The organism is Chryseobacterium sp. GM_Chr_2 (assembly GCF_026540445.1).
GTDB lineage: Bacteria > Bacteroidota > Bacteroidia > Flavobacteriales > Weeksellaceae > Chryseobacterium.
In genome coordinates, this window is record NZ_JALNUD010000001.1 from 86,214 (window position 1) to 112,050 (window position 25,837).

Sequence of the window (25,837 nt, forward strand, 5' to 3'; positions counted from 1 at the left end):
AATACCTCATCCGTCATAAAAATAAAGGCATTCGCCTACAAAAAACACGTATTCGTCTAAAAAATTTTCACAAGATCAGAGAATGAAATTCATTTGCACAAAAAAGAATGAATAATGAATGGTAAACTTTCAATCTTAGCCCTTACTCTTGTAGGAACATTTTTAGCTGTAAGCTGTCGAAATGACGACGATGACGATGAATTAATGGGAAACTGGGTAAGAGTTTCGGATCTGGACGGTAAACCTCGTTCCAATGCCTCTGCATTTGTGGTAAACGGAAAAGGATACATCACCGGAGGATATGACGGAGAATATTATTACAACGACTTATGGAGCTACGATCCCAATGCTAATTCATGGACTCAAAAAGCAGATTTTCCGGGTTCTAAAAGAAGCTCTGCGGTAGGTTTTGCCACCAACGCTTACGGCTATGTGGGAACCGGATATGATGGATTGAATAAGCTTAAAGATTTCTACAAATATGATCCGACATCCAACACCTGGAACCAGATTGCCGATTTTCCGGGAACAGAAAGATATGCCGCTTTAGCATTCGGAGTTGAAAATAACGGCTATGTAGGAACAGGATACGACGGAAGCGAGTTGAAAGATTTTTATAAATATAATGAATCGACCTCATCATGGAGCTCCATCACAAGCTTAGGAGGCTCTAAAAGAAGAGACGGAGCCGCTTTCGTGATCAATAATATCGCTTACGTAGGATTTGGCAGTAATAACGGAAGCCTAGTTTCAGATTTCTGGGCATTCGATCCTAGTTCCGAAACATGGACAAGAAAAGTAGATACCAGCAATGATGATGATTCTCAAAACCGTACCTCAACTGCTGCTTTTGCAGCAAACGGATTAGGATATGTGGCGACAGGCTCTACTAGCGGCGTGGGAAATACTACCTGGGAATACAATCCTTCTACCAATGACTGGACGCAGAGAACATCCTTCGAAGGTTCTTCCAGAGAAAGCGCATGTGCCTTTTCCATAGGAAGCTACGGATATGTTCTTACCGGAAACAGCGGTTCATCATATTTTGATGACATCTGGGTTTTCCATCCAAATGAAAGTGAAAACAGCTATGACTAAAACATTTTTAAAAATACTTTTTGTCTCAGGGATATTTTTGGTGAGCTGCGGAAAAAAAACCGGAAATCTTGAAGTGAAAATCATCAAGCAAAATTCAGGATACGGTTATCAGATTCTTAAAAAGCATAAGATCCTCATCAACCAACCTTTTATTCCTGCCGTACAAGGAGAGAAAACTTTTAAAAACGAAACAGACGCACAAAAGACTGCAGATCTTGTTGTGAGTAAAATACATCGATATTCTTTACCCAGAATTTCTGTACGTGAACTGGATTCTATGAAAATCGAATATTAATTGCTTTAATTCCCCAGAAATTCCTTCAATAGTTTATTGAGGGAATTTCGTGCTCACAAACAACAAATTATTTTTTATGACCGCATTTTTAAGACAAATACAAACCACTTACATTTATCACTGGATTATCTGGATTATTCTTATTTTCTTTAAATTAATAATGGATTATTCCGTTTTTGGAAATTTTCTTCTGCTCATGAATCTGAAAATTTTTCTTGTTTCCATTATTCTTTTTTATATCAATTATTATATCGTTTTACCGTTTCTGATCAAGCAGACACCAAAAAAAATTCTGATCATTACCATTTCTTTTGTGGTCATTTATGTGTCGTTAATGATCATATTCATGCCACCATTTCCCAAACATCCGCCATTTCCACCAAAAGATTTTCATGCGAACGGAAGAATGATGAGACCTTTTCATCATGATGTTAACCTGTATGATATTTTCTTCAGAATAGGAATTTTTTCCATGATATTCAGTATTCTGCTTTTCTTTGTCGATAAATGGATGGAAAACGGAAAAAAAATAAAAGCCCTGGAATTTGAAAGACAATCGAGTGAATTGAAAATTCTTCGGGAGCAGATTAATCCGCATTTCTTTTTTAATGCACTGAACAGTATTTATTCATTATCAATTATTCAGTCTAAAGATACGCCGAGGGTGATTTTAATTTTATCAGACATTATGCGGTACGTTCTGAATAATAAAAATATGCAGAAAAATAACCTGAATGATGAAATTAATAATATTAAAAAATATATTGAAATTCAGTCGATTCGGTTTAATAAATTCAATAATCTGAATGAAGAATTTAATGGCAATTTTGAATCTTACGAAATTGAACCTCTTCTGCTTTTAACTTTTGTTGAAAATGCTTTTAAATATGCTGATCTGAGAAAAGGCCCGTTGGATATCAAAGTACATCTCGAAAACGGATTGCTTGATTTTAAGATCCGAAACTTTTATGAAAAGAAGAATCATGAAAAATCCAGCGACAGCAAAATGGGAATAGAAAATACCAAAATGAAACTCAATCTTCTGTATCCTGACAAATATCAACTGGATATCGATGACAATGGCTCTGAGTATAAAATTAACTTAAAACTTCAATTGAATTAAAAATGAATTGCATAATTGTAGACGATGAAGAACTGGCACATCACGTAATTGAAGAATACATTTCAAGAATACCTTTTCTGAATTTAGTTAAAAACTGCTACGATATTCAGGAAACGATCCAGACTTTACAAACCGAAAATGTCGACCTTATTTTTCTGGATATCAACCTTCCCAACATCACCGGAATAGAGTTTTTGAAAAGCTTTAATAGGCTTCCCGATGTCATTATTACCACCGCTTATGATGATTGTGCCGTACAAGGTTTTGAAATGGACGTGATGGATTATTTATTAAAACCATTTTCATTTGAAAGATTCCTAAAAGCTGTTTATAAAAGCTATAATCATCAGAATAACTCTAAAATATTACAGGAAAAAAGTACTCAGGTTTTGTTTAAAGATTCATTCATTTTTGTACGATCCAATAATGAAGATGTAAAATTGAATTTAAGCGAAATTACCCGAATTAATGCCCTAAAAGATTATATCATTATCTACACAGAAACCCGAAAACTGATTGTTCATCAAACCATGAAATCCATTATGGAAAAGATAGAATCTGAAAACTTTATTAGGGTTCACAACTCACATATTATTTCGCTTCAGCATCTCCAAAGCATCGGAAAAAATAACCTAACAATTGGAAATGAAAGAATTCCGATAAGTGAAAAATACAAAGCATATTTGAATAAAGTAATTGAAAAGTATAAGTAAGTTTGGGAGCTGGAAGAGGGAGGCTGGAGGTTTTGATACCGCCCAACTTCACAATCTCCGTCAGTTAGAGTGATTTTTCGGAGTAAAACGGAGAAAAATTGTATCGAGAACTTTATGATCAAAGGAAATTATCGTTTTTATAAACAACTTCTCGATACACTACGCTGCACTTCGTTACTCGAAGTGACGGTGTGCCCACTTAGTATGAAACTTAGAATAAAAGTCGTTCCGACCAATTCAATTCTTCTGGGAGTTCTTTATCTGAAAATTCAATATGGATCACTCTTCTTTTCTTTCCGTTGGTTGTACGGTTGGAACCGTGAAGCAATAGAGGTTTCATAATCATTACTCCGCCTTTTTCTACATTGCAGATGGTTTCAGTTTCTACGGTCCAGTCGATGGTTTCCGGTCTGTAAATACCTTTGGCATGAGAAGTCGGTACGACTTTCAAGGCACCATTATTTTCATCAGTTTCATCCAAATGAATTCTGATTGTAAAAATATTTTCTAATACCGGCAACGGTGGCTGAACGGCAAATTGATTTTGCTTGGTCGTCCACGGACCAAAATTTTCTAATTCTAATTTTTTGTCAACTGAAATTGTTAAATCCTGATGATAAGCCACATACCAATTCGACTTTTCTGGTTTATCGAAATAAATACTCTTCACCACAAAATATTTGTCACCGAAAATTTCTTTAATGATTGTTCTCAAATTTTCATTAAAAACCAAATCTTTAATTTCCGGAATTTCCTTTAAAAACTGTCGGATCGCAAACAGATCTTCGGATTTTCTGAAGGTTTCTTTTGAAGTATCTATATTTTGAATGATTTCACTAATCTTTTCTATTTCTTCATCGGAAAAAATGTTGTTGATGACCGTAAAACCGTTTTCTGTGATTATATTTTTATGATGCTGTAAATTTATTTGATTATTTTGAATTTATTTTTAAACGCAAAGATCGCAAAGATTTTCTTTAAAATAATACTTACCTTTTGTGAAATTGCTTTACCTTCGATTCACAATAGTAAATTTAAATAACCGACTGCTACCCTAGCCCCGATCAAGCGGCATGTTTGAGCTCTTTTCCCGAATCGGCTCGGCGGCTTCGCCGCCGAGCCGATTCGGGAAAAAGCGAGTAGCGAAAGCGGGAAATAGCTCCTAATAAAAAATGGTCAATAATGAAATATATTCACTATTGACCATTCATTAGCCTAAGCCAAGTTATAATTTATTCTTTAAACGACTTCGTTTCCGTTACCATTTTCAAGCTGTCCTTCCCATTTTGAAACGGCTGAGGTTGCCAAAGCATTTCCTAAAACGTTGGTCATACTTCTTCCCATATCGCAGAAATGGTCGATTGGTAAGATCAAAGCAATTCCTTCCGGCGGAATTCCAAACATGGAACATGTTGCCACGATAATAACCAGTGATGCTCTCGGAACTCCCGCAATACCTTTTGATGTTAACATTAACACCAAAAGCATGGTAATTTGCTGTCCGATTGTCATTTCAATTCCGTAGATCTGAGCGATAAAAATAGACGCAAACGTCATGTACATCATACTTCCATCCAAGTTGAATGAATATCCTAATGGTAAAATGAACGAAACCACTCTGCTGTTACATCCGAATCTTTCCAATTCTTCCACCAATTTCGGGAAAACGGCTTCTGAACTTGTCGTTGAAAATGCTATTAACAAAGGTTCTTTGATTCTTCTTAATAATTCGAAAAGTCGGTTTCCGATAATCAAATAACCAGCTAATAAAAGCACTAACCAAAGAACTCCCAAAGCAAAGAAGAAATCTCTAAGGTAAATAGCATATACTTTAAATATCTCAAATCCATTGGTCGCGACAACGGCAGCAATAGCTCCCAATACTCCAAGCGGTGCAAACCACATGATGTAGCCTACCATTTTCAGGATTCCGTGTGCAATAATGTCGAATAATTTGATCACAGGTTGTGCATATTCTTCGCCCATATTCGCCAAAGCAATTCCGAACATAATGGAAAATACCACGATCTGAAGTACTTCATTGGTTGCAAAAGCTTCAAATATACTTTTAGGAATAATGTGTTTTACAAAATCTTCCATTGAGAAACCTTTACTGCTTTTCAATAATTCTTCTGCAGAAGCAGCATCCTGAATCGGCAGTTTCGTAACGTGTCCAGGTTCCATCCAGTTGACCAACATTAAACCGATGAAAAGCGAAACCAATGAAGCAGAAATAAACCACAACATCGCTTTTGTTCCTACTCTTCCGATCATTTTAATATCACTCATTTTGGCAATTCCTACGACTAAGGTAGTAAATACCAACGGCGCAATAATCATCTGTACCAATCTGATGAAAACAGTTCCTAAAAGTTTAATGTTTTTAGAAAAAGGTTCTGCGCTCTCAGGATACATCGTATGTACCATTCCTCCAATTCCAACTCCTATCACAAGCGCAATAATAATTGCTATAAACAGTTTATTTTGTCCTTTCATATAAATAGTTCAAGTTTGGCAAATATAATATTTTTACAATTGGTACAACATTTCGTTGAAAAAGGATTAAATTTAGTCTAAATTCATAATTAACGGAAATTAACAATCTGAACTCTAATTCATTGTAAAAAATTTAAAAAATATTTATTAAATTTTAATTCATTTGGTATACATTTTATTATTACATTTACTTGTATTAACAACATTATTAAAATATACAATATGAAAAAAACTATCGCAATGGCTGCATTGGCTATAGCAGTATCTTTTGGCGTTGTTTCTTGTAAAAAGAAAGTTTCTGATGCCGATCTACAAACTCAGGCTACTACGGTAGTAACGTCTAACCCAAGTGCTTCTGTGGAAGTGAAAAACGGAGAAGCTCACCTAAGCGGAACTTTTGCAGATCAGGCTTCGAAAGATGCGATGATTACTCAGCTGAAAGCCATTCCGGGAATCAAAAGTGTACATGATATGGCTACTATTGAAGCTCCTACAGCTGTGGCTCCGGTAGAAACTCAATCTGCGGTATCTCCTGAAGTTCAGCAAAAAGTAAAAGATGCGCTTAAGGATTTCCCAACAGTAAAAGTAGAAACTGTAAATGGAGAACTTACCCTTACAGGAACGGCTAAGTCTACAGATGCCAGAAAGATCAAAGAATCTATCGATGCATTGAAAATCGGAAAATACACAAACAACATTACTGTAAAATAATTTAAGATGGGCACATTACAAGATAAATATTCAAGCGTAGTTTCTGCTGCTCAGTCTGCAGGGATTTCAAATTTACAGGTTCAGGAGCAAGACGGAATTTTGTATGTTTCAGGAAGTGCTTCCAACACAGCAGCAAAAGATTCTGTTTGGAATGCTTTGGGAGCGATTGATTCTACGTATTCTGCTTCAGATATTAATATTGATGTTCAGGTAACCGGTCTTGCATCGGGAGCTGCTCTTACCGTAGCTACAGATGAGTCTAATCTAAACATCAGACAAGAGCCTTCTACGGAAGCTGCAGTGGTAGGAAAAGCTTCAAAAGGTTCTTCAGTAACGCTAATTGAGCAAACTTCTGACGAATGGTGGAAAGTAAAAACTGCAGACGGACAGGAAGGTTATGCTTATTCAAGATACCTAAGAGCTTAATTTCTAAGATTTAACATTTTTTACATAAAACGCATCCCTAATCAGGGATGTTTTTTTATATTTTAGCAGCTTCAAAAAACATATTAATGAAAAAAATCCTTTGGTTGCTATTACTTACATTTAATTTTTTAGGATTGAATGGACAAAAATTCAGCATCGACGGAAAAATTTCTGACCATGAAAAAAAGGCTGTTGAAAATGCAACCATTTATCTTCTCAAACAAAAAGATTCATCCATCATTAATTATACTTCAACCAACAAAGAAGGAAAATTTTCATTAAAAACTGAAGAACTTAAAGAACCATCCATTCTTTCTGTGGATACCGATAAATTACTTCCTTATTCTAAAAAGTTTGACAAAATAGATCAGTCTTATACTTTAGATGAAATTTCGCTTGATAAAATTCGCAGTTCTGATATTGAAGAAGTAAAAATTACGGTTTCACCGATAAAAATTAAAAAAGACACCATTGAGTTTAATGCTAGCGCGATAAAAGTTCGTCCAGACAGCAATATTGAGGAACTCTTGAAAAATATCAGCGGCGTAGAGATTGATAATGACGGAAAAATTACAGTTAACGGAAAAGAAGTTGACCAAATCATGATCAATGGGAAAGAATTCTTCGATAAAAGCGGAAAAATTGCTCTGAAAAATATTCCAGCAGATATTATTAAAAATATTCAGTTTACCACAACCAAAACGAAAGAAGAAGAATTGACTGGAAAAACACCAAAATCTGAGTACAAAACAATTAATTTCAATATTGATGAAAAGAAAAACAAAGGCTTTCTTACTAAATTAGCGGTTGGATATGGATCTGATAAACGCTATGAAATTAACAGTTTTTCGAGTTATTTTAAAGACAAAACCAAAATCAGTCTCGTAGCTTCTTCGAATAATATCAATACATCTAGTAATTTTAATGATGATGATTCCAGAAGAAATTCCCGTGCCGGAAGTTCGATGAAAGGCATTCAAAGATCCACCACGATCGGGCTGAATTACAGTGACAATCTGGGCAAAGATATTGATCTTGACGCGCTGGGACTTACGCGAACCAGCAGCAATATGGAAACCGCTTCCAAAGTTTCGAAAACTACTTTTCTTCCGGATTCAAATTTAAAAACGGATTCCGAAAACCGTAGTGAGAATGATTCGGAACAATATACTTTTAATTCTTCGCTCCAGATAAAGGCAGATACAGCCAATACCTTTTATTTTTCACCTAAATTTTCACATTCAAAAACAAAAAACTTAAACTTCGGAAATTCAGCAACTTTTAAAAATGATGAGCTTCTGAATAAAAGTACATCTTCAACCAACTCAGATTCTGAAAGTAATAATTTTAATCCGAGCATTTATTATGTGAAAAAATTTAAAAAGAAGAATCGAAATTTATCGGCTAACATCAATACTTCAATTTCAGAAAATAAAAATAATAGTTTGGTGAATTCTCAAACCTTATTTTACGAAAATGGAGCTGAAAATGTGTCTAAAAAGGATATCCGAAACCAATTAAGTCAAACAAAAGCACAAAATAATAATTATTCTTTCGACGCAAGATACACCGAACCTATTTCGGATTCGATGAGTATAAGTTTAGGGGTAAAATTCAATTCCCAAAGCAATGTAAATGAAAGAATGGTGAATGATTTTGATGAAAGTACGGGGCAATTTTCAAAATACAATCTGGCTTTATCTAACAATTCCAGTGAAAAAACCAATCAACTGACGCCTGATATTAGCTTTAATTTAAACAAAAAGAAATTCAATTTTTGGTCTTCTTTAAATCTCGGTTTTACAAATGTGAAATATAAGTCCACTTTTAATGGATCGAATTATGACTTACAAAGAAACTTTTTGCTTCCAAATTACAATATGGGATTTCAGTATAAATTCAATCAAAATTCGTCATTAAGTATCTATAATTCTACCAATTTCAATTCGCCGTCTTCACAAAATTTGATTCCTTATATGGATGAATCTAATCCGTTGGTAACATACAAAGGAAATCCTGATCTAAAAAATTCTTGGACGAATACCTCAAGCATCAGCTTTAATTCGTATAATATTCCGAAAAATATGAATTATTATGTAAATATGAGTTTTACGTTTAAAAATAATGATACAACCAATTTTTCCTATTTTGATGATTCCGGAAAACAGTTTGTAACGTACACCAACATAAGTGGGAATAAAAATGCCAATGTTTTCGGTGGGTTTAGCAAAACCTTTAAATGGGAAGAAAATAAATTAACGATTAGCCCTAAAGCCAGTTTAAGTTATAGTTTTAATAAAGGTTTTATTAACGGACAACAATTTACAGGCAATTCTTATACGCTCGCTCCAGGAATTAATGTAACGTACGACAAAAGGGATAAAATTACGATAAGACCATCTTATAACGTAAATTATTCTTTTTCAAATTATAAAAATTATAGTGTTGAAAGTATTAAAAATACTTTTCAGACCTTCCGACTGGAGCTTACCAATTATTTCCTAAAAACCAATTTATTATTTGGAAATGATTTTGAATATAATACAAGTTCCAACATTGCTCCCGGTTTTAAGAGAGATTTTTATTTCTGGAATACCAGCATCGGATATTCTTTTTACGATAAACAATTAACAGCCAGAGTAAAAGTGTATGATGTTTTAAACCAAAATCAAAGTGTGAAAAGAAATATTACAGCATCGTACGTAGAAGATCGTGAAGATTTAATTTTAAGAAGATACATTATGTTTTCTCTGACGATGAAGCTGAATAAGTTTGGAGGGAAAAGGAAATAGTTTTAAACACGAATAACATAATTTTTTTTAACGCAAAGATTTTATTTCTTTCTCCTGATCTTTAGAAGGCAAAGGCAAATAAATTTACTTCGCGAAACTTGAAAACACGCTTTATCAAATCAACTTGTTGATTCTTTTTGCTCGCTTGAGTTTTTTTACATTTAAATTAAAACTTTGCATTAAAATCAACCCAATAAAATTTAAACATTCTCTTAAAACATAAATTTAGTTAAAATCATTTTTATGTTTAAATTAGCCACAAATTTTTTACATAATGAAGATTCATTTTTCTCTTTTATTTATTTTCCTTTTTATTTTGGGAAATTCACAAAATACGCAGCCTACCGACACTTTTGTGAAAGATAATTTTACCAAGAAAGAGTTTTATATCACGATGCGAGACGGAGTAAAACTTTTTACGATTGCTTATATTCCGAAAGACATTTCCGGAAAGAATAAGTATCCGTTTTTGATGCAGAGAACGTGCTACAGCATCGCTCCTTACGGTGAAAACGAATACAGACCGAAGCTTGGGCCGAACCAATATTTAATGAAAGACAAATATATTTTTGTATTTCAGGACGTTCGCGGACGATATATGAGTGAAGGAACTTTTACGAATATGACGCCACAGGTTGATCATAAAACAAAAAAAGATATTGACGAAAGTACAGATACTTACGACACGATTGATTGGTTGGTTAAAAATATAAAAGACAACAACGGAAAAGTGGGTCAATACGGGACTTCTTATCCGGGTTTCTACACAGCTGTCGGGATTTTAGCCCAACATCCTGCTTTAGTGGCTTCTTCTCCACAAGCACCAATTTCAGACTTTTGGAATGATGATTTTCTTCATAATGGAAGATTTATGTTAGGTTATTTCAAAACTTTTCCGGTTTTCGGAGTTCAGAAAACGAAGCCTGAAAATAAAGCATGGTATACTGATTCTATGATCAAAGCGACTTCTGAAGATGGTTTAAAATTCTACAGAGACATGGGAACTTTAAAAGACGGTTATGAAAAATATTATAAAGATAACTTCTTTATGACGGAAATTATGAACCATCCTAATTATGATGAATTCTGGCAAAAAAGAGGACTTCTTTCTCACCTTAAAAATGTAAATCATGCAGTAATGACTGTCGGTGGGTGGTTTGATGCGGAAGATCTTTCAGGACCTTTGAATATTTATAAAACGATTGAAAAAACAAGTCCGAGAGCGAAAAACACAATCGTGATGGGCCCTTTCTCACACGGCGGTTGGGGTCGTGAAGAAGGAAAACATTTCCACAATCAGATTTATTTTGGAGACAGCATTGCAACGTATTATCAGAAAAATGTTGAAACGAAATTTTTTAACCATTATTTAAAAGGTGATTCAAAAAAAGATGCCGGTTTGCCAGAAGCTTTGATGTACGATACAGGAGCAAAACAATGGAGAGAATTCGCAACTTACCCTCCGAAAGAAGGAAAAAAAGTAAATTTTTATTTATCTAATAAAACGTTGAATAAATCGGCCGGACAAGGTTTTTCAGAATATTACAGCGATCCTAATAATCCGGTTTTAAGTTCTGATAATTTGAAAGATTTTAATGGATTTACTCCAAGAAACTATATGTCGGAAGATCAGAGATTTGCAGAAGGAAGACCTGATGTTTTGACTTTTACAACAGATGTTTTAACAGAAGACATGACTTTTGCAGGCGAAATTATGGCTAAATTAAATATTGCTTCTTCATCTACTGATGCAGATTTTGCAGTGAAATTAATTGACGTTTATCCTGAAGATTTTAAACCTGTTGAGAAAAAAGACGGTGTAATTTACGGAAATTATCACCAAATGGTAAGAAGTGAAATTATGCCTGCGAGATTCAGAAATTCGAGAGAAAAAGGGGAAGCTTTAGTTCCGAATCAGAAAACTGCTGTTAATTTCAGATTGCAGGATGTTGTTCATACATTTAAAAAAGGACATAAAATCCAGATCCAAATTTCTTCGACTTGGTTCCCGTTGTTTGCCATCAATCCACAAAAATTCTTAGATAATCCAAATTTTGCAACGAAGGAGGATTATACAAAAGCGTTTATCAAAGTTTTTGATGATAGCGCGATTGAAGTTGAGGTTTTGAAATAATTTAAAAGCTGTTCGGTTTGAACAGCTTTTTTTATTTTTTGTCTCTCGTAGGTTTTGCAGATGACGCAGATTTTTTAACTCAATTATCTGTAAAATTTGCTTAATCTGCGAAAGACAAGATTATATGCAACTTTTGTCATCCTGAAAGGATCTCAACGATACATTGAATAACTTTGTTCAGATGCTTTCAGCATGACAAGCATGTAGTAAATTAATTTAAATACATCATTCCTCGATCGTTCTAAAAGTCAAATTCACTCTAGGCGATTTTACTTTTGTTGTTGGCGGAAGTCTGTGCAACCAATGATCTTGTGTCGCTCCTTTCATCACCAATAAGCTTCCGTTTTCCAGAAATATTTCTACTTTTTCTTTGGTCGTTTTATGTTTAAATAAAAACTTTCTTTCCGCTCCGAAAGTTAAAGATGCAATGGCTCCATGTTTTTTTAAATCCTTTTCCGCATCACTGTGATATGCCATTCCTTCGCTTCCGTCATGGTATAAATTCAACAAACAAGAGTTGTACGTTTCTCCGGTAACTTCCTCGCATTTTTGTTTTAATTCCAATAGCTCCGGCGTCCAGAATTTTGCATATTTCGTTCGTTTTGAATACGTATATTCAAATGGTTTTTCTCCAAACCAAGCGACTTTTCTTTTGGTTAAAATTAATTTTCCGAAAATGATCGCTTCATCATTTTCCCATGGGATCTGATTGAATAAATAATCATAATAAAAATCGGATTTTTCTTTTGAGAAAACTTTTCCGTAGTAGTGAACAGTTCCGTCGTTGGGAAGGATATCTAAAGGGTAATCGGATATATCTTCGAATAAATTCAGCATTTGAAAATTTTTAATAATGTTTGGTTAAAATTAAAACATTAAGGCTAATTAAGGAGTTAAGGAAATTAAGGTTGCTTCGCTTAAGGATTAAATAACTTAAAAATTAGAATGATTATCTTAATTAAACTTCAATTCTTAAAATAAATCTTAATGGTTTAAATAAATTTTATAGTAAAATAGAATTTTAAGAATAAGTTCTCGAACTTTCCCAACCTACAATCAATTGTTTTCTTTCACTTCCCCATCGATAACCGCCGATATTTCCGGAAGCTTGAATGACACGATGACAAGGAATCAGAAAAGCTACAGGATTACTTCCAATCGCCGTCCCTACCGCTCTTGAAGCGTTTGGATTTCCTATTTTTTCGGCTAAATTTCCGTAGGTTGATAATTTCCCCATCGGAATTGTGAGAAGGCTTTCCCAGACTTTTAATTGAAAATCACTTCCTTTTAAATGGAGTTTTATAGTGTTGAGTTTCGTCCAGTCTTTATTGAAAATGGACAATGCATTTTTCTGAAAATCATCTTGTTTTTCAAAAAAAGAAGCATTAGGAAATTTAATAATTAAATCTCCCAATGCTTTATTTTTATCGATTTCAAAAGCCAAATAACAGATTCCTTTTTCTGTGGAAGCTGCGATTACATTTCCAAAAGGTGTTTCGGAAAAACTGTAATTGATGTTAAGACCTTTTCCGCCGTTTTTATATTCTGCTGGAGACATTCCTTCGATTTTTACAAACAAATCGTGCAATCTGCTCGTGCTCGAAAATCCTGTCTCATAAGCCGTATCAAATAAACTCGCTTTTTCTTCCTTCAACAAATTTTTAGCATGTTCAAGACTAATAAACTGCAAAAATTTCTTCGGACTCGTTCCCGCCCAATCAGAAAACATCTTCTGAAAATGAGCCGGACTCAAATGAATTTTCTCCGCCACTTCCTCCAAATTGGGCTGAAGCTTAAAATTGCGCTGGATATATTCTATCGCTTTCGCAATTCTTTCGTAATCGATCTGATTTTGTGTGGACATAACATTGAATTTACCTCACAAATTTCCAAAGATTTTCTGACAGAAAAAATCCGATTCTTGCGAAGTTTTAGTCTTGATTAATATGATAATAAGCAAGCATTTTGTAATATAACTTTGCCGCCAAGAATGCACTTGGTTTTGCGTAAGCTGAATCCATTAATTCAACAATATCAAAAGCTACAACATTACATTTTTCGAATACTTTTCTTAATAATTCTAATGTTGGATACCATTGTAAACCACCTGGTTCAGGAGTTCCTGTTGATGGAGCAATTGATGGATCAAAAGCATCCAAATCAATTGTAATGTAAACATTTCCTGAAACTTTTTCCAACACATCATTTACCCAGTTTTCGTTATTCGCAATTTCGTGAGCGAAAAATACTCTCCCTTCTGGTAAATATTCAGCTTCCTCGATATCCATAGAACGGATTCCCACTTGTACCAAATTGTGTTTCTGATTGGCTTCAAAAACCGCACAAGCGTGATTAGAAGTAGAACCATGGAATTCCGGACGAAGATCTGTGTGAGCATCCAATTGAAGAACCGTTAAGTTTTCAAATTTTTCCCCAACCGCACGAATCGAACCGATAGAAACAGAGTGCTCTCCACCGAAAAGTGTGAATAGTTTACCGTCATTATTCAACAATTCTTTTGTTTTTTGGTAAACCGCTTCCGTCATTGCTTCAGGTGAAGAATTTTCAGAAACTTCTCCAGCCAGATAAACTCCTTCTAAGTAAGGTTCAGTCTGAGTTTCGATGTCGTAAAGCTCCATGTTTTCAGAAGCATCTAAGAACAATTCCGGGCCTTTATCAGCCCCTTTTCCCCAAGTTGAAGTTCCGTCGTAAGGAACAGTCACCAACATTACTTTCGAGTTCTCTAATGATGCATTTTCTTCAGGAATTCCTGCGTATGTTTTCATGTTTTATTTAAAAATTAAATGATTTCGACAAAGATACGGAAAAGTGAATTGAAGCCGAAAGCTGGATGCTGGAAGTTTTACAAAATGGCAAAAAATAAACATCATAATTAAAATTTTCCTCCCCCAGTTTCCAACTTTCAACCAAAATTATACAGCACAATTTTAAACCTATATCTTCCATCTTCTCGCTTCCAACCAAATTCCTTACCTTTGTTCAAAACAAAATTTTATGTCGTTAAAAGCTGTGCTATTCGATATGGATGGCGTGATTGTGGATACTGAACCATTGCACAGAAAAGCCTATTTTAAAACATTCAAAGATTTGGGAATTGATGTTTCTGAAGAATTATATACATCCTTTACAGGAGCTTCTACGAAAAGAGTTTGCGAAACATTGATTAAAGAATTTAATTTAAATCAACCTTACGAAGAAATAGCAAAAATCAAGAGAGGTTATTTTAAGGATTATTTTTACAATGATGAAGAATTTGATTTAATTACTGGAGTAAAAGATTTGATTCAGCATTATTTTGAAAACGGAATTAAATTAATTTTAGCTTCCTCTGCGACGATGACCACAATCGACATGGTTTTCGAGAAATTCGAATTGGAGAAATATTTCAGTGGAAAAATAAGCGGTGCCGATTTAAAAGAATCTAAACCTCATCCTGAAGTTTTTCAATTGGCCGCAAAACTTGCAAAACAGCCTATTGAAAACTGTATGGTAATCGAAGATTCTACAAATGGAATACTGGCGGCACACCGAGCGAATATTTTTTGTGCAGCCTATAGAAGTCCGCATTCTAAAAATCAGGATTATACTTTGGCAAATATTGTTGTCTCTGATTATGAGGAACTACAACTAGATAAAATTTCAAAATATTTTTAAATAGAAAAAGCTCTCAATTTCTGAGAGCTTTTGTTTTATATTTTGTTTTTGTCATTCTGAATGAAACAAAGTGGAGTGAAGAATCACTATAATGTTTTGAGATTGCTTCGTCGCTTTGCTCCTCGCAATGACTACTATTATTGATATCCTAAAAGTTTCAATACATCTTCCGGTTCCTGTTTTTCACGGAAAATTTCGTATTGTAACTCACCGTTTTCATCTTTTTGAATCAAAACGTGTCTCGGCTGAGGCATCAAACAGTGATGAACACCGCCGTAACCTCCGATTGTTTCCTGATAAGCTCCTGTGTGGAAGAAACCAATGTACAAAGGTTTTGTATCGCTGAAAACAGGTAAGTAAATGGCGTTGGTATGTTGTTCAGAATTATAATAATCATCTGAATCACAAGTCAATCCACCTAAGAAAACTCTTTCGTAAGTATCATCCCAACGATTCAACGGAAGCATGATAAAGTGCCTTGAAATCGCCCACGTATCAGGAAGCGTTGTCATGAAAGATGAATCGATCATATTCCATTTTTCTCTGTCGTTCTGACGTTTCTGAGAAATAATTTTATAAATATTCGCACCACTTTCTCCAACCGTGAAACTTCCGAATTCTGTGTAAATATTTGGTTCTTCAACTCCTTCTTCTTCACAGAATTTTTTGATTTGAGAAACGATTTCTTCAACCATATATTGATAATCGTAATCGAACTGCAAAGACGTTTTGATTGGGAAACCACCACCGATATTCAATGAATTTACTTCCGGAGCAATTTTCTTCAAACGTGCATATACACGAAGACATTTGTATAATTCGTTCCAATAATACGCTGTGTCTTTGATCCCTGTATTGATGAAAAAGTGAAGCATTTTCAATCTCGCATTCGGATGTTCAGCGATTTTTTGACTGTAATAAGGAATAATATCTTTATATCCGATTCCTAATCTTGAGGTATAAAATTCGAACTTCGGCTCTTCCTCAGATGCAATTCTGATTCCGATATCGAAAGTCGTGTCGATGCTTTCTGTAAGCTTATCCAGCTCGCGATAATTATCCAAAATTGGAGTAATATTTTCAAAACCACTGTTGATCATATCTGAAATTTTCGCCAGATAATCATCCGTTTTAAAACCGTTACAAATCACTTCGATATCTTTTGATACTTTCCCTTCTTTGTAAAGAGATTTTACAATATCCATATCATACGCAGAAGAAGTTTCTATAGAAATGTCATTTTTCAAAGCTTCTTCCAATACAAATTTGAAATGACTTGATTTTGTACAGTAGCAATATCTATAATTCTTCTTATATTCGGTTTTCTCAAAAGCTTCCTTAAACCAACTCTTGGCCTTCTGGATATTTTGAGAAATTCTCGGCAGGTAGCTAATTTTTAGCGGAGTGCCAAACTGTTCAACAACATCCATCAAAGGAATATCGTGAAACGACAAATTGTTCTCAGATACATTGAACTCCTCAGTAGGGAAATACAACGTCTGATCAATAAGTTCCGAGTATTTTATTTTCATTTCTAAACAAGTGAATTAAGAAATGCAAAATTGCTAAAAAAGTTTGATTTTTTCGCGTTAAATTTATTATAAATTTTAAGCTGTTTTTTAGTAAAAATTTCGCCTAAATTATTAATATGTAAACTTCTGAATATATTCTTGTCTTTTATTTTCAGAAATTCCCAAAACATATTGAATATAAATATCAATTGAACCGTATTTCTTATTGATTTCGTCAAAAGCCGCATCCAAATAATCGGTTTCAACCCAACTTAATTTCTCCAACACACTTACATCCATTTTTGGATAAAGGAAATGTAAATTGTTTGCTAAATTTAATCTTTTATCAACGAGTTTTTTTCTGTAATTATTGGAGAGAAGATAATCATTGTAAATGGTTTCTTTATTAAATTTCAAAATTGTTAAAATCAAGGCTGTGATAATTCCTGTTCGGTCTTTTCCGGCTGTACAATGATATAAAATCGGTTGGTCTGATTCTAAAATTTCAGTGATAATTTTTTTGATGATTTCAGGATTTTCAATGACATAATCTTTGTAAAAATCAAGCATTCTTTTGTCCGCATCCGAACCGTTGACTTTTCCTTTTAACACCAGTTTTTTAGCCTGATCCAATTGGTCTCCCTCATCTTCAAAAGCAGAATAGTTTTTATAAACAATATCACTTGGAAGATGATCCGGTTTTTGAGCAATTTCTTTTGAATTACGAAGATCGATAATTTCTTTAATTCCTAGTTTTTCAATTTCATCAAAAGATTTTTTCTTTAGCTGATGAAGATGTCCGCTTCTGTAAAATTTTCCGCTTTTTAAAGTTCTTCCGTCAATATTTTTAATATTCGCAACTTCACGAAAATTATGAACTTTTTTGATCTTAATATCTTTTTCAGTTTCATTTTTTCCGTATTCAGGCGCGGAAAAGTTTTGTGTCTTGCAGGAGAAAGCACAAAGCAATGTGATGATTAAAAATGATATTTTGATTAAGCTTTTCATTCTTTATTTTCCACGGATTTCAAAGATTTACACAGATTTTTGCGTAGCACTTTTAAGTTTTGGCTAAAGCCAATTGATTTATTTTTATTTTGAAAACGGGCTAAAGCCCGTTCCTATTGATAAAATTGCCTCTATTTTTAATTAATTCCTTTCTGCTTATTTGTGAAAACATTTGCGAAATTTGTGTTTCAACTCACAAATATTTTTTTCCGATAAAGATCAGTAAGTCTCCTTTTTCATAAGTGATGGACACCTCATCTTCAACAGCGAAGTTTCTTGTTAATAAATTACCTGTTATGCTTGCATTTTCATTTTTCAATTCCCAGTTTAAGCCTTTTGTTGTAATATTTTCAGCTATGGGAAACGGATATAAGGAAATCATTTTATTATTTACATCCTTTAAAACAGTTTGTTGGGAGATAAAATAATAGGTTGAGAATTCGTCATAAAATTTGATATTTAATTGATCCTTAAAACCAAAAGCTACGGTGAGATTTCCTAAAAAATGATCCTGCTCTCCTCCACTTCCTCCTAACACATCAACATTATGGAAGCCTTTTGCGGCGATAATCTCCAAGGCTTTATAAAAATCCGTTCTTTCCTGATCGGGCGTATGAATAAACTTATTCTGATACATATTTTCATCCGAACCTGAATGCGAATCAAAATCACCGGAAATAAAATCCAGCTTATCTAAAGAGAAACCAATCCTTTTCAGATAATGAAAAGCACCGTCTGTACAGGCAATCAAACCATAATTTTCAGGATTCGGGAAAGATTTCGGAGCGTCTCCGTTAATGAAAAGCAATACTTTATCTTTCATTCGGGTTCCAATATTCTTCGGGCTCGTTATTGATTTTCGAAATATATCTTGCCAAAACAAATAGATAATCTGAAAGTCTGTTGAGATATTTAATCAACTCAGGGCGAACTTCTTCCGATTCATTCAAAAAAACCAAAGAACGTTCTGCTCTTCTACAGATGGTTCTCGCTGCGTGTAAAAATGTCGCAGGTTTTCCGCCTCCGGGAAGGATGAAATATTGAAGGGGTTCTAATTTTTCATCAAAAGCATCCATCCAGTTTTCCAGTTCTTCGATTTCAGTTTCTGCAATGATTAACGGTAAACGAGATTTTCCGTTGGCCAACATCAGCTTATCAACCGGGGTTGCCGCTTCTGAACCTACCGTAAATAAATCGAACTGTATTTTTTTCAACTGTCTCAATACTTCTTCATCCTCGATGTGACTTTTTGAAATTCCGATGAATGAATTGAGTTCGTCTATATTTCCGTAGCTGTCGACTCTTGCGCTTGCTTTTGAAACTCTTGTTCCTCCGTACAATGCAGTCTGACCTTTATCTCCTGTTTTTGTATAAATTTTCATAGGACTAATTTAGTTTTTTAAAATAAGGCTGACAATAGTTGTTGGTTTTTGATGTTTTCCTATTTATTCCAAATGACTGAATTTGATTTGGATGATTTATTCCTTAGCCCGGATTGAGCGGCCTGTTTGAGCTCTTTTTGTATTGAGGTTTCGGCGGATGGCTCCGCCAGCCGCCGAAACCTCAATACAAAAAAGCGAGTAGCGAAAGCCGGAAATAGCTTCTGAAAAATAGATACAGAGATCTTTCGACTACGTTCAGGATGACACCGCTAATCCTAATTGTATTAATTAAGATTTTAATAAAATAAAAATGATCGATCTCCACAGATCGACCATCTACAAATTATTTATTTACCTAACAATAGCGTAAGTATACCTCTCTAACGGGAAAAAATGCCAGATTATTTTGAAAATAAAAAATATTTTTTCACGGTGTAAAATCCTACTGACAAACTGTTGTCATAAACGTGATTTAACTTTGTATCAACAAAAACAAACAACATTAAAATTATGACTACAACAGCAACCATCACAAAACAATTCATGACTTCTGACCAATTATTAGAACACTGGCAAGGTCATAGAAATTTGACAAGAAGAGTAATCGAAGCTTTTCCTGAAAAAGAATTATTTGAATTTTCCATTGGCGGAATGAGAACTTTTGCCAAGTTAGCTTGCGAATTAATAGGTATTGCAGGACCTGCATTAAAAGGAATTATAGACCGAAATATGGATGATTATAATGAAGAAGGCTTCAAACCGGAAACAAAAGCTGATATTCTAAAAAAATGGGATGAGGAAACGGAGGTCATCAACCATTATTTCGCTCAGATTTCGGAAGAGCGTTTTCAAGAGACTTTCAATTTATTCGGACAGTATGAATTTCCGGTATATCAGAACATTTTATATTTTGTTGATAATGAAGTTCATCACAGAGGTCAGGGCTACGTTTATTTAAGAGCCTTAGGAATTGAGCCGCCTTTTTTTTGGGAGAGATTTTAGTGTCTTTAATGCCTTTATGGAGACTAAAATTATTAATTGAAAATAACAAATCCAACTCAATCATTTCTAAACAAAAAAGCTTTCAGAATATCTGAAAGCTTTTTGTTTTTATTTAAATTTAAAGAATGTTTTTAATATTTTTCAGAGAGTTTATTAATTAATTTTTTCAGACTTTCTTTTAAAGATTCCGGTTCTAAAACCTCAGCATAGTCTGCAAAAGTAATAAGCCAACGCGGAAAACCTTCTTTAATCCAATCAGTTTCAAAAATCAATTCAACGCCATTTTCTCTTTCGATTTCTTCAACCAATCCATAATATTTTTTTGAATTAACGAGATGCCCAATAATTCTTTTTTCTACTAAAAGACGGACTTTCGTTTTATTTCCGTTCGGATTTTGACGATAATCATTAATTTGCCCGTATTCCTGTAAAAACGGATTCTGAGTTTTGAAAATCTGTAAAATCCTGTCGACACGAAACTGCCTGAAATCATTTCTCAGCGTACAAAACGCCATGATATACCAATAATTGAATTCAAAGAAAACCCCAACAACCTCAATCGTTCGCATAGAAACTTTTGAATCTACCGTTTCATATTCCAGCGTTAATTGCTTCTTTTCGGCAATGCTTTCCAAAATAATCGGGATAATATTTCGGATTTTATCTTCCGGTTTAGGATGATAATTATAAACATCGATCTGTTTTTCAATATTTTCAATTAAATTTTTATCTGAGTATTTTAATACAGAACGAACCTTTTCCATCGCAGTCTGATAATGATTTCCCAAACTTTCATGTAAAAATTTCTGCATCAGTTTTTCGGCAGTAATGAAGCTTAACACCTCTTCTTTCGTAAACATCACCGGCGGAAGTTTGTAACCATCCATCAAAGAATAACCGCTTCCCGCTTCACCAACAATAGGAATTCCGGCGTTTTCCAATGTTTTTACATCACGGTAAATTGTTCGGACACTTACATCAAATTTTTGCGCTAAATCTTGTGCTCTTACAATCGGTTTTGATTGAAGTTGAGTAAGAATTGCGGTTACTCGGTCGAGTTTTTTAAGGTAGTGGTCGTTCATTGGGTTTGAGAGTTCGAGTGTTTTAGTGTTTAGCAAAATTAATTTCTAATTTAATTTTCCTTATAAGTATTAACCAGTTTATCTAAATTTAAACTTCTCGCTGAAGCATCGAAAATTTCACGATATACTCCGTTGACATGCACCAATTCATCATGAGTGCCGCTTTCTACAACTCTGCCTTTTTTCATCACATAAATTTTATCTGAATCTAAAATCTGCGACAAAGAATGAGAAATAATAATCACCGTTCTGCCTTCTTTTATAGCATCTAAAGAATTTTTAATCTGCTCCGTTGCAATGGCATCCAAACTTGCCGTTGGTTCGTCAAGGAAAATAATTGGTGGATTTTTTAAGAATAATCTTGCAATCGCAATTCTCTGTTGCTGCCCGCCCGAAAGCTGGGTTGCATCGTGATTGTAACCTTCCGGAAGATCCAAAATCTGCTCGTGAAGATAGGCTTTTTTCGCCGCTTCTTCAATTTCTTCAAACGTTGCGTTCATATTTCCGTAGCGGATATTATCTTCGATACTTCCCTGAAAAATATGATTTTTTTGTAATACTAAACCTAAATCGTCACGGAGAAAGGTATTGTCATAATCATTTAAATCAACATTATCAAGTAAAATATCTCCTGAATTCGGAAGATAAAATTTACATAAAAGATTGATAATCGTTGATTTTCCAGCTCCACTCAAACCAACAAGAGCGGTTGTTTTTCCATTTTCGATTTTCATAGAAACGTCGTGCAAAGCCTGAGTTCCGTTTGGATAAGAAAAGTTGATATTTTTTAACTCAAAATTTCCTTTAATTTCTTTTTCTATGAAATTTCCATTTGGTTCTTTTTCGTCATCAGCATTTAAAATATCAAAATATCCTTCCGCATAAATCATTGCGTCATTCATATCATCATAAATTCTGTGAAGTTGACGAATCGGGGCCGAAACATTATTAAAAAGCATGATGTGAAGCATGATCGCACCGATAGTCATTTGTTGATCAAGCACCAAATAGACCGTCAAAAGGATAATTAAAACCACTCCAAACTGTTCGATAAAAGTTTTCAAGCCATCATAAATAAAATTCGTTTTTCGGGTAAACAGTTGACTTTCCATCAACTGCATCTGCAGATCGTATTGCTTTTTTCCTTCAAATTTTTCGCGGACAAAACTTTTAATCACCATAATGGAATTGATTAAATTTAAAAGCCCGGAAGTTTTTTGTTCTCGTTGATTTCTTAAAGTTCGCCTAACTCCACCCAGTTTTTTCGCCTGTAAAGCACTGATGTAAAAATAAATAGGAACAATAATTGTGGAAACAATTCCTACATACATATTTTGCATATACATGATAATCAATGCAATAAAAGCATTTGAAAATAACGGAAGCATATCGATAAAAAAGTTCTGAACCAATCTCGTTAAACTTTCAATTCCACGATCGATTCTTATTTGTAGTTTTCCGGATTCGTGGTTTTCATCATTAAAATAAGCAACTCGATACGTCAAAATCTTATCAATTGCCGATTGGGCTAAAACCGAACTTACATTAATTCTAATTTTTTCACCATAAAATTTCTGTCCGAAATTGATGAAAATATTTAGCAATTCCTTTCCCAATAAAATAATGGAAATCAGCACCAAAATATGAATTCCTTCAGACATCGGATGCGGAAGGTGAGTCAGTTTTGTCACCTCATCTACCGTATACTTCAACACAAGCGGATTTACCTGAGCGGCAAGCGCGCCTAAAAATGTCAGAAATAACGTTCCGTAAATCATTAATCGATAAGGTCTGATGAAAGGAACCAGCTGTTTATAAATTCCGAATAAAGTGACGGTTCTGTTGAAAGGTTTTGCCATAGGAATGAATTTAACTAAAAAACGTACCGTTTTACAGAGAAAAGGTACGAATTATATATATTATTTTATTCTAAAATTACGCTCTCAAAAAAATATCATTGATCTTGTTTCCATTTGTCAACAATTTCAAAAATCTCTTTTCCTAAAGTAAATCCTCTATCACCAGTGAAGATATTCCATTCAGCATTCGGTTGAAACCAACCCCATAATTGAGTAAAATCTGCAATATTATCACCCATTACTTCATAAAATTCCTCAATAAGATTTTCTTTAAAAAAGATAAATTTATCTTCAGAATTGGATAAAGAGATTTCGTTTAAAAGATCTTCTGCTAGATATAATTTAGCAAACAATTCTCCAAGACGATATTCTTCGAAATAATGCTGTTTAGAATAAAATTTACCCTTCAAAAGATTCTGTCGTTAAATAATGTAATTCAGGTTTACTTGCTGCTTCAGATTCTGCTTTTGCCTGTTCTAAGGTATACATCGAATTAATTTCTTTTTTCTGGAAAACGAAAGAATTGTTGGCGTTTTTATCCACCACTTCATTAAAAATATGCTGAATTTCCGAATTTCCCATGGACGCAAAACTGATATCCTGAAAACCGTGCAACAATCTCAGATCATCAAACTGAGCAAAATTTTCATCTACAAAACTTTGGAACTGAGCTTTTGATTCAAAATTTCCAGCCCAAATATTGTAAGCGTAATTTTTCTTTTTCTCTTTATCAAAAATACTTTGGTAAACGAAATTTTCTCCCAAATAAGCTTCTCTTACTTGCGGATCATTTGCCAATTCTTCCGGAAGACCTTCTTTCAAAATCCTTCCTTCAAACATGATGTACGTTTTATTGGTAATCGCCAAAGTTTGTTGTACGTTGTGATCCGTAATCAGAATTCCGATGTTTTTATCGGTAAGACTTCTTACAATTTTTTGGATATCTTCAACCGCAATCGGGTCTACTCCGGCAAAAGGCTCATCCAACAAAATAAAACTAGGGTCTGTTGCCAAACATCTCGCAATCTCGGTTCTACGTCTTTCACCTCCGGACAAAAGATCTCCACGGTTTTTACGAACGTGTTGAAGTGAAAATTCTTCTACTAATTCGTCACACTTCATCTGCTGTTCACGCTTTGAAAGTTTTGTTAACTGTAAAACTCCCATGATGTTTTCTTCCACCGAAAGTTTACGGAAAACAGACGCTTCCTGAGCCAGATAACCAATACCTTTTTGTGCTCTTCGGTACATCGCATCGGTCGTGATTTCCTGTTTATCCAAGAAAATTTTCCCTGAAGTAGGCTTAACCAAACCAACAATCATATAAAACGAAGTGGTTTTTCCTGCCCCATTCGGGCCAAGCAAACCAACAATTTCTCCCTGCTGAACCTGTACAGAAACGCCTTTTACAACTTTTTTCGGACCGTATTCTTTGATTAAGTTTTCTCCTCGTAAAATCATAACGGCAAAGATAAAGTTTTTTTGAATTCAATTTTTAGATTAAAAAATGGAGAGCAAAGTTTTATGATATTTTAATATGTGGTTTGATGCATCCTTCGACTGCTTCGCGCTCAGGATGACACCGGCAATCATTCTGTGTTTTTACTGTTGAATTAAACATTTAGTATTAGCACTGTCATCCTGAGCGAAGTCGAAGGATCTCAAAAAATAATATTTAAATCTTAGCAACTTTATTTTATTTCAATAATTTTAAAGACAAATCAATTCTCAAATTTATTATGCAAAATAATCAACAACTAACAGATCTTTTAGCCTTAGATCTCGGTCTAAATATCGTTAACAGGCGACCTTATGCCAAAGAAGTTTTCAAATGGCAGGATATGGATCTTCTTCCGCATTCCTCAACAGATACTTTATTATGCGAAATTTTTGAATGGAACGGAAGAAACTGGCGAACAACAGGAAATAATTTAATCGGGTTTTTGTTTTCAGGGGAAAATTTAAATCAAATTAAAAATCAACTCATAAACGTTCCGAAAAATCCGGCTTTGATTCCTGATTTTGAATTTACTAAGGAAAGTATGCTGGAATATGGTCTCTCATTACCTTCCCTATTTAATATCGGAATAAACGGAAATATTAAAAGTGCAAAAGATTTTTCGGTAAAAGTAAATGGTGTTACCAAATCCAGAATTACAAATATAGATTCTCCCGGCGTTGAAATTTTGAGAAACTACTCTGAATTCACACAAAGTAAGTCGAAAACATACCGAAAAAATGTGAAATTCAATTTTTTAAGCACTTCTCTTTTTTATGCTGAAAGTGTGGAAGTTTATCTTGAAAAAGATTCGGGTGTCGCTCTAGATGTAAGTTTTCAAACGCAGGATGTTGAAGTAGAAGCGAAAATCAACACCGATACAAAAAAGAATTTTGTTTTAAAATATACCGGAAATCAAGCACCTTTTGCTGCAAAATTTACAAAAGGAAAAGATTTTGATATTTCGTGATTAGTTTTTAGTTAAGAGTTATGAATTATGAGTTGATCAACGCCGTGAAATTTACAGAGTAA

The 25,837-nt window shown here is 34.0% G+C and carries 23 protein-coding genes and 1 pseudogene; 11 read left to right on the forward strand and 13 right to left on the reverse strand.

Annotation, left to right across the window (positions count from 1 at the left end; all coding sequences use genetic code 11):
* Positions 1–114: 114 nt before the first annotated feature.
* The 4 genes from OXQ85_RS00430 (at position 115) to OXQ85_RS00445 (ending at position 3,229) form a co-directional block, all read left to right on the forward strand.
* Positions 115–1,098 carry a kelch-like protein gene (locus OXQ85_RS00430; RefSeq protein WP_267401634.1) on the forward strand — a complete coding sequence of 328 codons (984 nt, stop codon included), beginning with the start codon at positions 115–117 and terminating at the stop codon, positions 1,096–1,098.
* The gene (locus tag OXQ85_RS00435; RefSeq protein WP_267401635.1) at positions 1,091–1,393 is read left to right on the forward strand and encodes a DUF4907 domain-containing protein; all 303 of its coding nucleotides are present in this window, start codon (positions 1,091–1,093) and stop codon (positions 1,391–1,393) included. The genes OXQ85_RS00430 and OXQ85_RS00435 overlap by 8 nt, the downstream gene beginning before the upstream one ends.
* Positions 1,394–1,469: 76 nt before the next feature.
* Complete coding sequence (locus OXQ85_RS00440) at positions 1,470–2,516, forward strand: sensor histidine kinase (protein ID WP_267401636.1); 1,047 nt, start codon at positions 1,470–1,472, stop codon at positions 2,514–2,516.
* Positions 2,517–2,518: 2 nt separating this feature from the next.
* Complete coding sequence (locus tag OXQ85_RS00445) at positions 2,519–3,229, forward strand: response regulator transcription factor (protein ID WP_267401637.1); 711 nt, start codon at positions 2,519–2,521, stop codon at positions 3,227–3,229.
* 211 nt (positions 3,230–3,440) lie between these two features.
* On the opposite strand, the gene OXQ85_RS00450 is transcribed toward OXQ85_RS00445, so the two are convergent.
* Positions 3,441–4,157 carry a phytanoyl-CoA dioxygenase family protein gene (locus OXQ85_RS00450; protein WP_267402387.1) on the reverse strand — a complete coding sequence of 239 codons (717 nt, stop codon included), beginning with the start codon at positions 4,155–4,157 and terminating at the stop codon, positions 3,441–3,443.
* A 311-nt stretch (positions 4,158–4,468) separates the two neighbouring features.
* A complete protein-coding gene (locus OXQ85_RS00455) occupies positions 4,469–5,725 on the reverse strand; it encodes a cation:dicarboxylase symporter family transporter (RefSeq protein ID WP_267401638.1) in 1,257 nt (418 codons plus the stop codon).
* 222 nt (positions 5,726–5,947) lie between these two features.
* On the opposite strand from OXQ85_RS00455, the gene OXQ85_RS00460 reads away from it, so the two are divergent.
* The 4 genes from OXQ85_RS00460 (at position 5,948) to OXQ85_RS00475 (ending at position 11,788) form a co-directional block, all read left to right on the forward strand.
* Positions 5,948–6,436 (forward strand): BON domain-containing protein, encoded by a 489-nt coding sequence (locus tag OXQ85_RS00460; protein WP_267401639.1) that lies wholly within the window; start codon positions 5,948–5,950, stop codon positions 6,434–6,436.
* Between the two features lie 6 nt (positions 6,437–6,442).
* A complete protein-coding gene (locus tag OXQ85_RS00465) occupies positions 6,443–6,862 on the forward strand; it encodes an SH3 domain-containing protein (RefSeq protein ID WP_267401640.1) in 420 nt (139 codons plus the stop codon).
* An 86-nt stretch (positions 6,863–6,948) separates the two neighbouring features.
* Complete coding sequence (locus OXQ85_RS00470; protein ID WP_267401642.1) at positions 6,949–9,654, forward strand: outer membrane beta-barrel protein; 2,706 nt, start codon at positions 6,949–6,951, stop codon at positions 9,652–9,654.
* Positions 9,655–9,928: 274 nt separating this feature from the next.
* Complete coding sequence (locus OXQ85_RS00475; protein WP_267401644.1) at positions 9,929–11,788, forward strand: CocE/NonD family hydrolase; 1,860 nt, start codon at positions 9,929–9,931, stop codon at positions 11,786–11,788.
* A gap of 225 nt (positions 11,789–12,013) precedes the next feature.
* Here the strand turns inward: OXQ85_RS00475 and OXQ85_RS00480 are convergent, their stop codons facing one another.
* The 3 genes from OXQ85_RS00480 to speB form a co-directional block, all read right to left on the reverse strand.
* Complete coding sequence (locus OXQ85_RS00480) at positions 12,014–12,625, reverse strand: alpha-ketoglutarate-dependent dioxygenase AlkB (protein ID WP_267401645.1); 612 nt, start codon at positions 12,623–12,625, stop codon at positions 12,014–12,016.
* A gap of 184 nt (positions 12,626–12,809) precedes the next feature.
* The gene (locus tag OXQ85_RS00485; RefSeq protein ID WP_267401647.1) at positions 12,810–13,652 is read right to left on the reverse strand and encodes a methylated-DNA--[protein]-cysteine S-methyltransferase; all 843 of its coding nucleotides are present in this window, start codon (positions 13,650–13,652) and stop codon (positions 12,810–12,812) included.
* Between the two features lie 67 nt (positions 13,653–13,719).
* A complete protein-coding gene (gene speB / locus OXQ85_RS00490) occupies positions 13,720–14,574 on the reverse strand; it encodes an agmatinase (protein WP_267401648.1) in 855 nt (284 codons plus the stop codon).
* A 229-nt stretch (positions 14,575–14,803) separates the two neighbouring features.
* On the opposite strand from speB, the gene OXQ85_RS00495 reads away from it, so the two are divergent.
* A complete protein-coding gene (locus OXQ85_RS00495) occupies positions 14,804–15,463 on the forward strand; it encodes an HAD family phosphatase (protein WP_267401649.1) in 660 nt (219 codons plus the stop codon).
* A 137-nt stretch (positions 15,464–15,600) separates the two neighbouring features.
* Here the strand turns inward: OXQ85_RS00495 and OXQ85_RS00500 are convergent, their stop codons facing one another.
* From OXQ85_RS00500 to OXQ85_RS00515, 4 genes are all read right to left on the reverse strand, one after another.
* Positions 15,601–16,995: an arginine decarboxylase gene (locus tag OXQ85_RS00500; protein ID WP_267401650.1), complete on the reverse strand. Its 1,395-nt coding sequence runs from the start codon at positions 16,993–16,995 to the stop codon at positions 15,601–15,603.
* A 111-nt stretch (positions 16,996–17,106) separates the two neighbouring features.
* Complete coding sequence (locus OXQ85_RS00505; RefSeq protein ID WP_267401652.1) at positions 17,107–17,982, reverse strand: tyrosine-protein phosphatase; 876 nt, start codon at positions 17,980–17,982, stop codon at positions 17,107–17,109.
* Positions 17,983–18,175: 193 nt separating this feature from the next.
* Positions 18,176–18,805: a thiamine diphosphokinase gene (locus OXQ85_RS00510; RefSeq protein WP_267401654.1), complete on the reverse strand. Its 630-nt coding sequence runs from the start codon at positions 18,803–18,805 to the stop codon at positions 18,176–18,178.
* Positions 18,795–19,364, reverse strand: a complete 570-nt coding sequence (locus OXQ85_RS00515; protein ID WP_267401655.1) for a cob(I)yrinic acid a,c-diamide adenosyltransferase — start codon at positions 19,362–19,364, stop codon at positions 18,795–18,797. The genes OXQ85_RS00510 and OXQ85_RS00515 overlap by 11 nt, the downstream gene beginning before the upstream one ends.
* 510 nt (positions 19,365–19,874) lie before the next feature.
* Between OXQ85_RS00515 and OXQ85_RS00520 the strand changes: the two genes are divergently transcribed.
* On the forward strand, positions 19,875–20,366 hold the full coding sequence (locus OXQ85_RS00520; protein ID WP_267401657.1) for a DinB family protein: 492 nt from the start codon (positions 19,875–19,877) through the stop codon (positions 20,364–20,366).
* Between the two features lie 131 nt (positions 20,367–20,497).
* On the opposite strand, the gene OXQ85_RS00525 is transcribed toward OXQ85_RS00520, so the two are convergent.
* The 4 genes and pseudogenes from OXQ85_RS00525 to lptB all read right to left on the reverse strand — a co-directional run.
* Positions 20,498–21,448: a YafY family protein gene (locus tag OXQ85_RS00525; RefSeq protein ID WP_267401658.1), complete on the reverse strand. Its 951-nt coding sequence runs from the start codon at positions 21,446–21,448 to the stop codon at positions 20,498–20,500.
* Between the two features lie 50 nt (positions 21,449–21,498).
* Positions 21,499–23,307 (reverse strand): ABC transporter ATP-binding protein, encoded by a 1,809-nt coding sequence (locus OXQ85_RS00530; protein ID WP_346659699.1) that lies wholly within the window; start codon positions 23,305–23,307, stop codon positions 21,499–21,501.
* A gap of 95 nt (positions 23,308–23,402) precedes the next feature.
* On the reverse strand, positions 23,403–23,717 hold the full coding sequence (locus tag OXQ85_RS00535) for a hypothetical protein (RefSeq protein WP_267401659.1): 315 nt from the start codon (positions 23,715–23,717) through the stop codon (positions 23,403–23,405).
* Positions 23,718–24,042: 325 nt separating this feature from the next.
* Positions 24,043–24,768, reverse strand: a pseudogene (gene lptB / locus OXQ85_RS00540) (LPS export ABC transporter ATP-binding protein); the annotation flags it as partial.
* A 278-nt stretch (positions 24,769–25,046) separates the two neighbouring features.
* Between lptB and OXQ85_RS00545 the strand changes: the two are divergent.
* A complete protein-coding gene (locus tag OXQ85_RS00545) occupies positions 25,047–25,775 on the forward strand; it encodes a hypothetical protein (RefSeq protein ID WP_267401662.1) in 729 nt (242 codons plus the stop codon).
* Positions 25,776–25,837 lie beyond the last annotated feature (62 nt).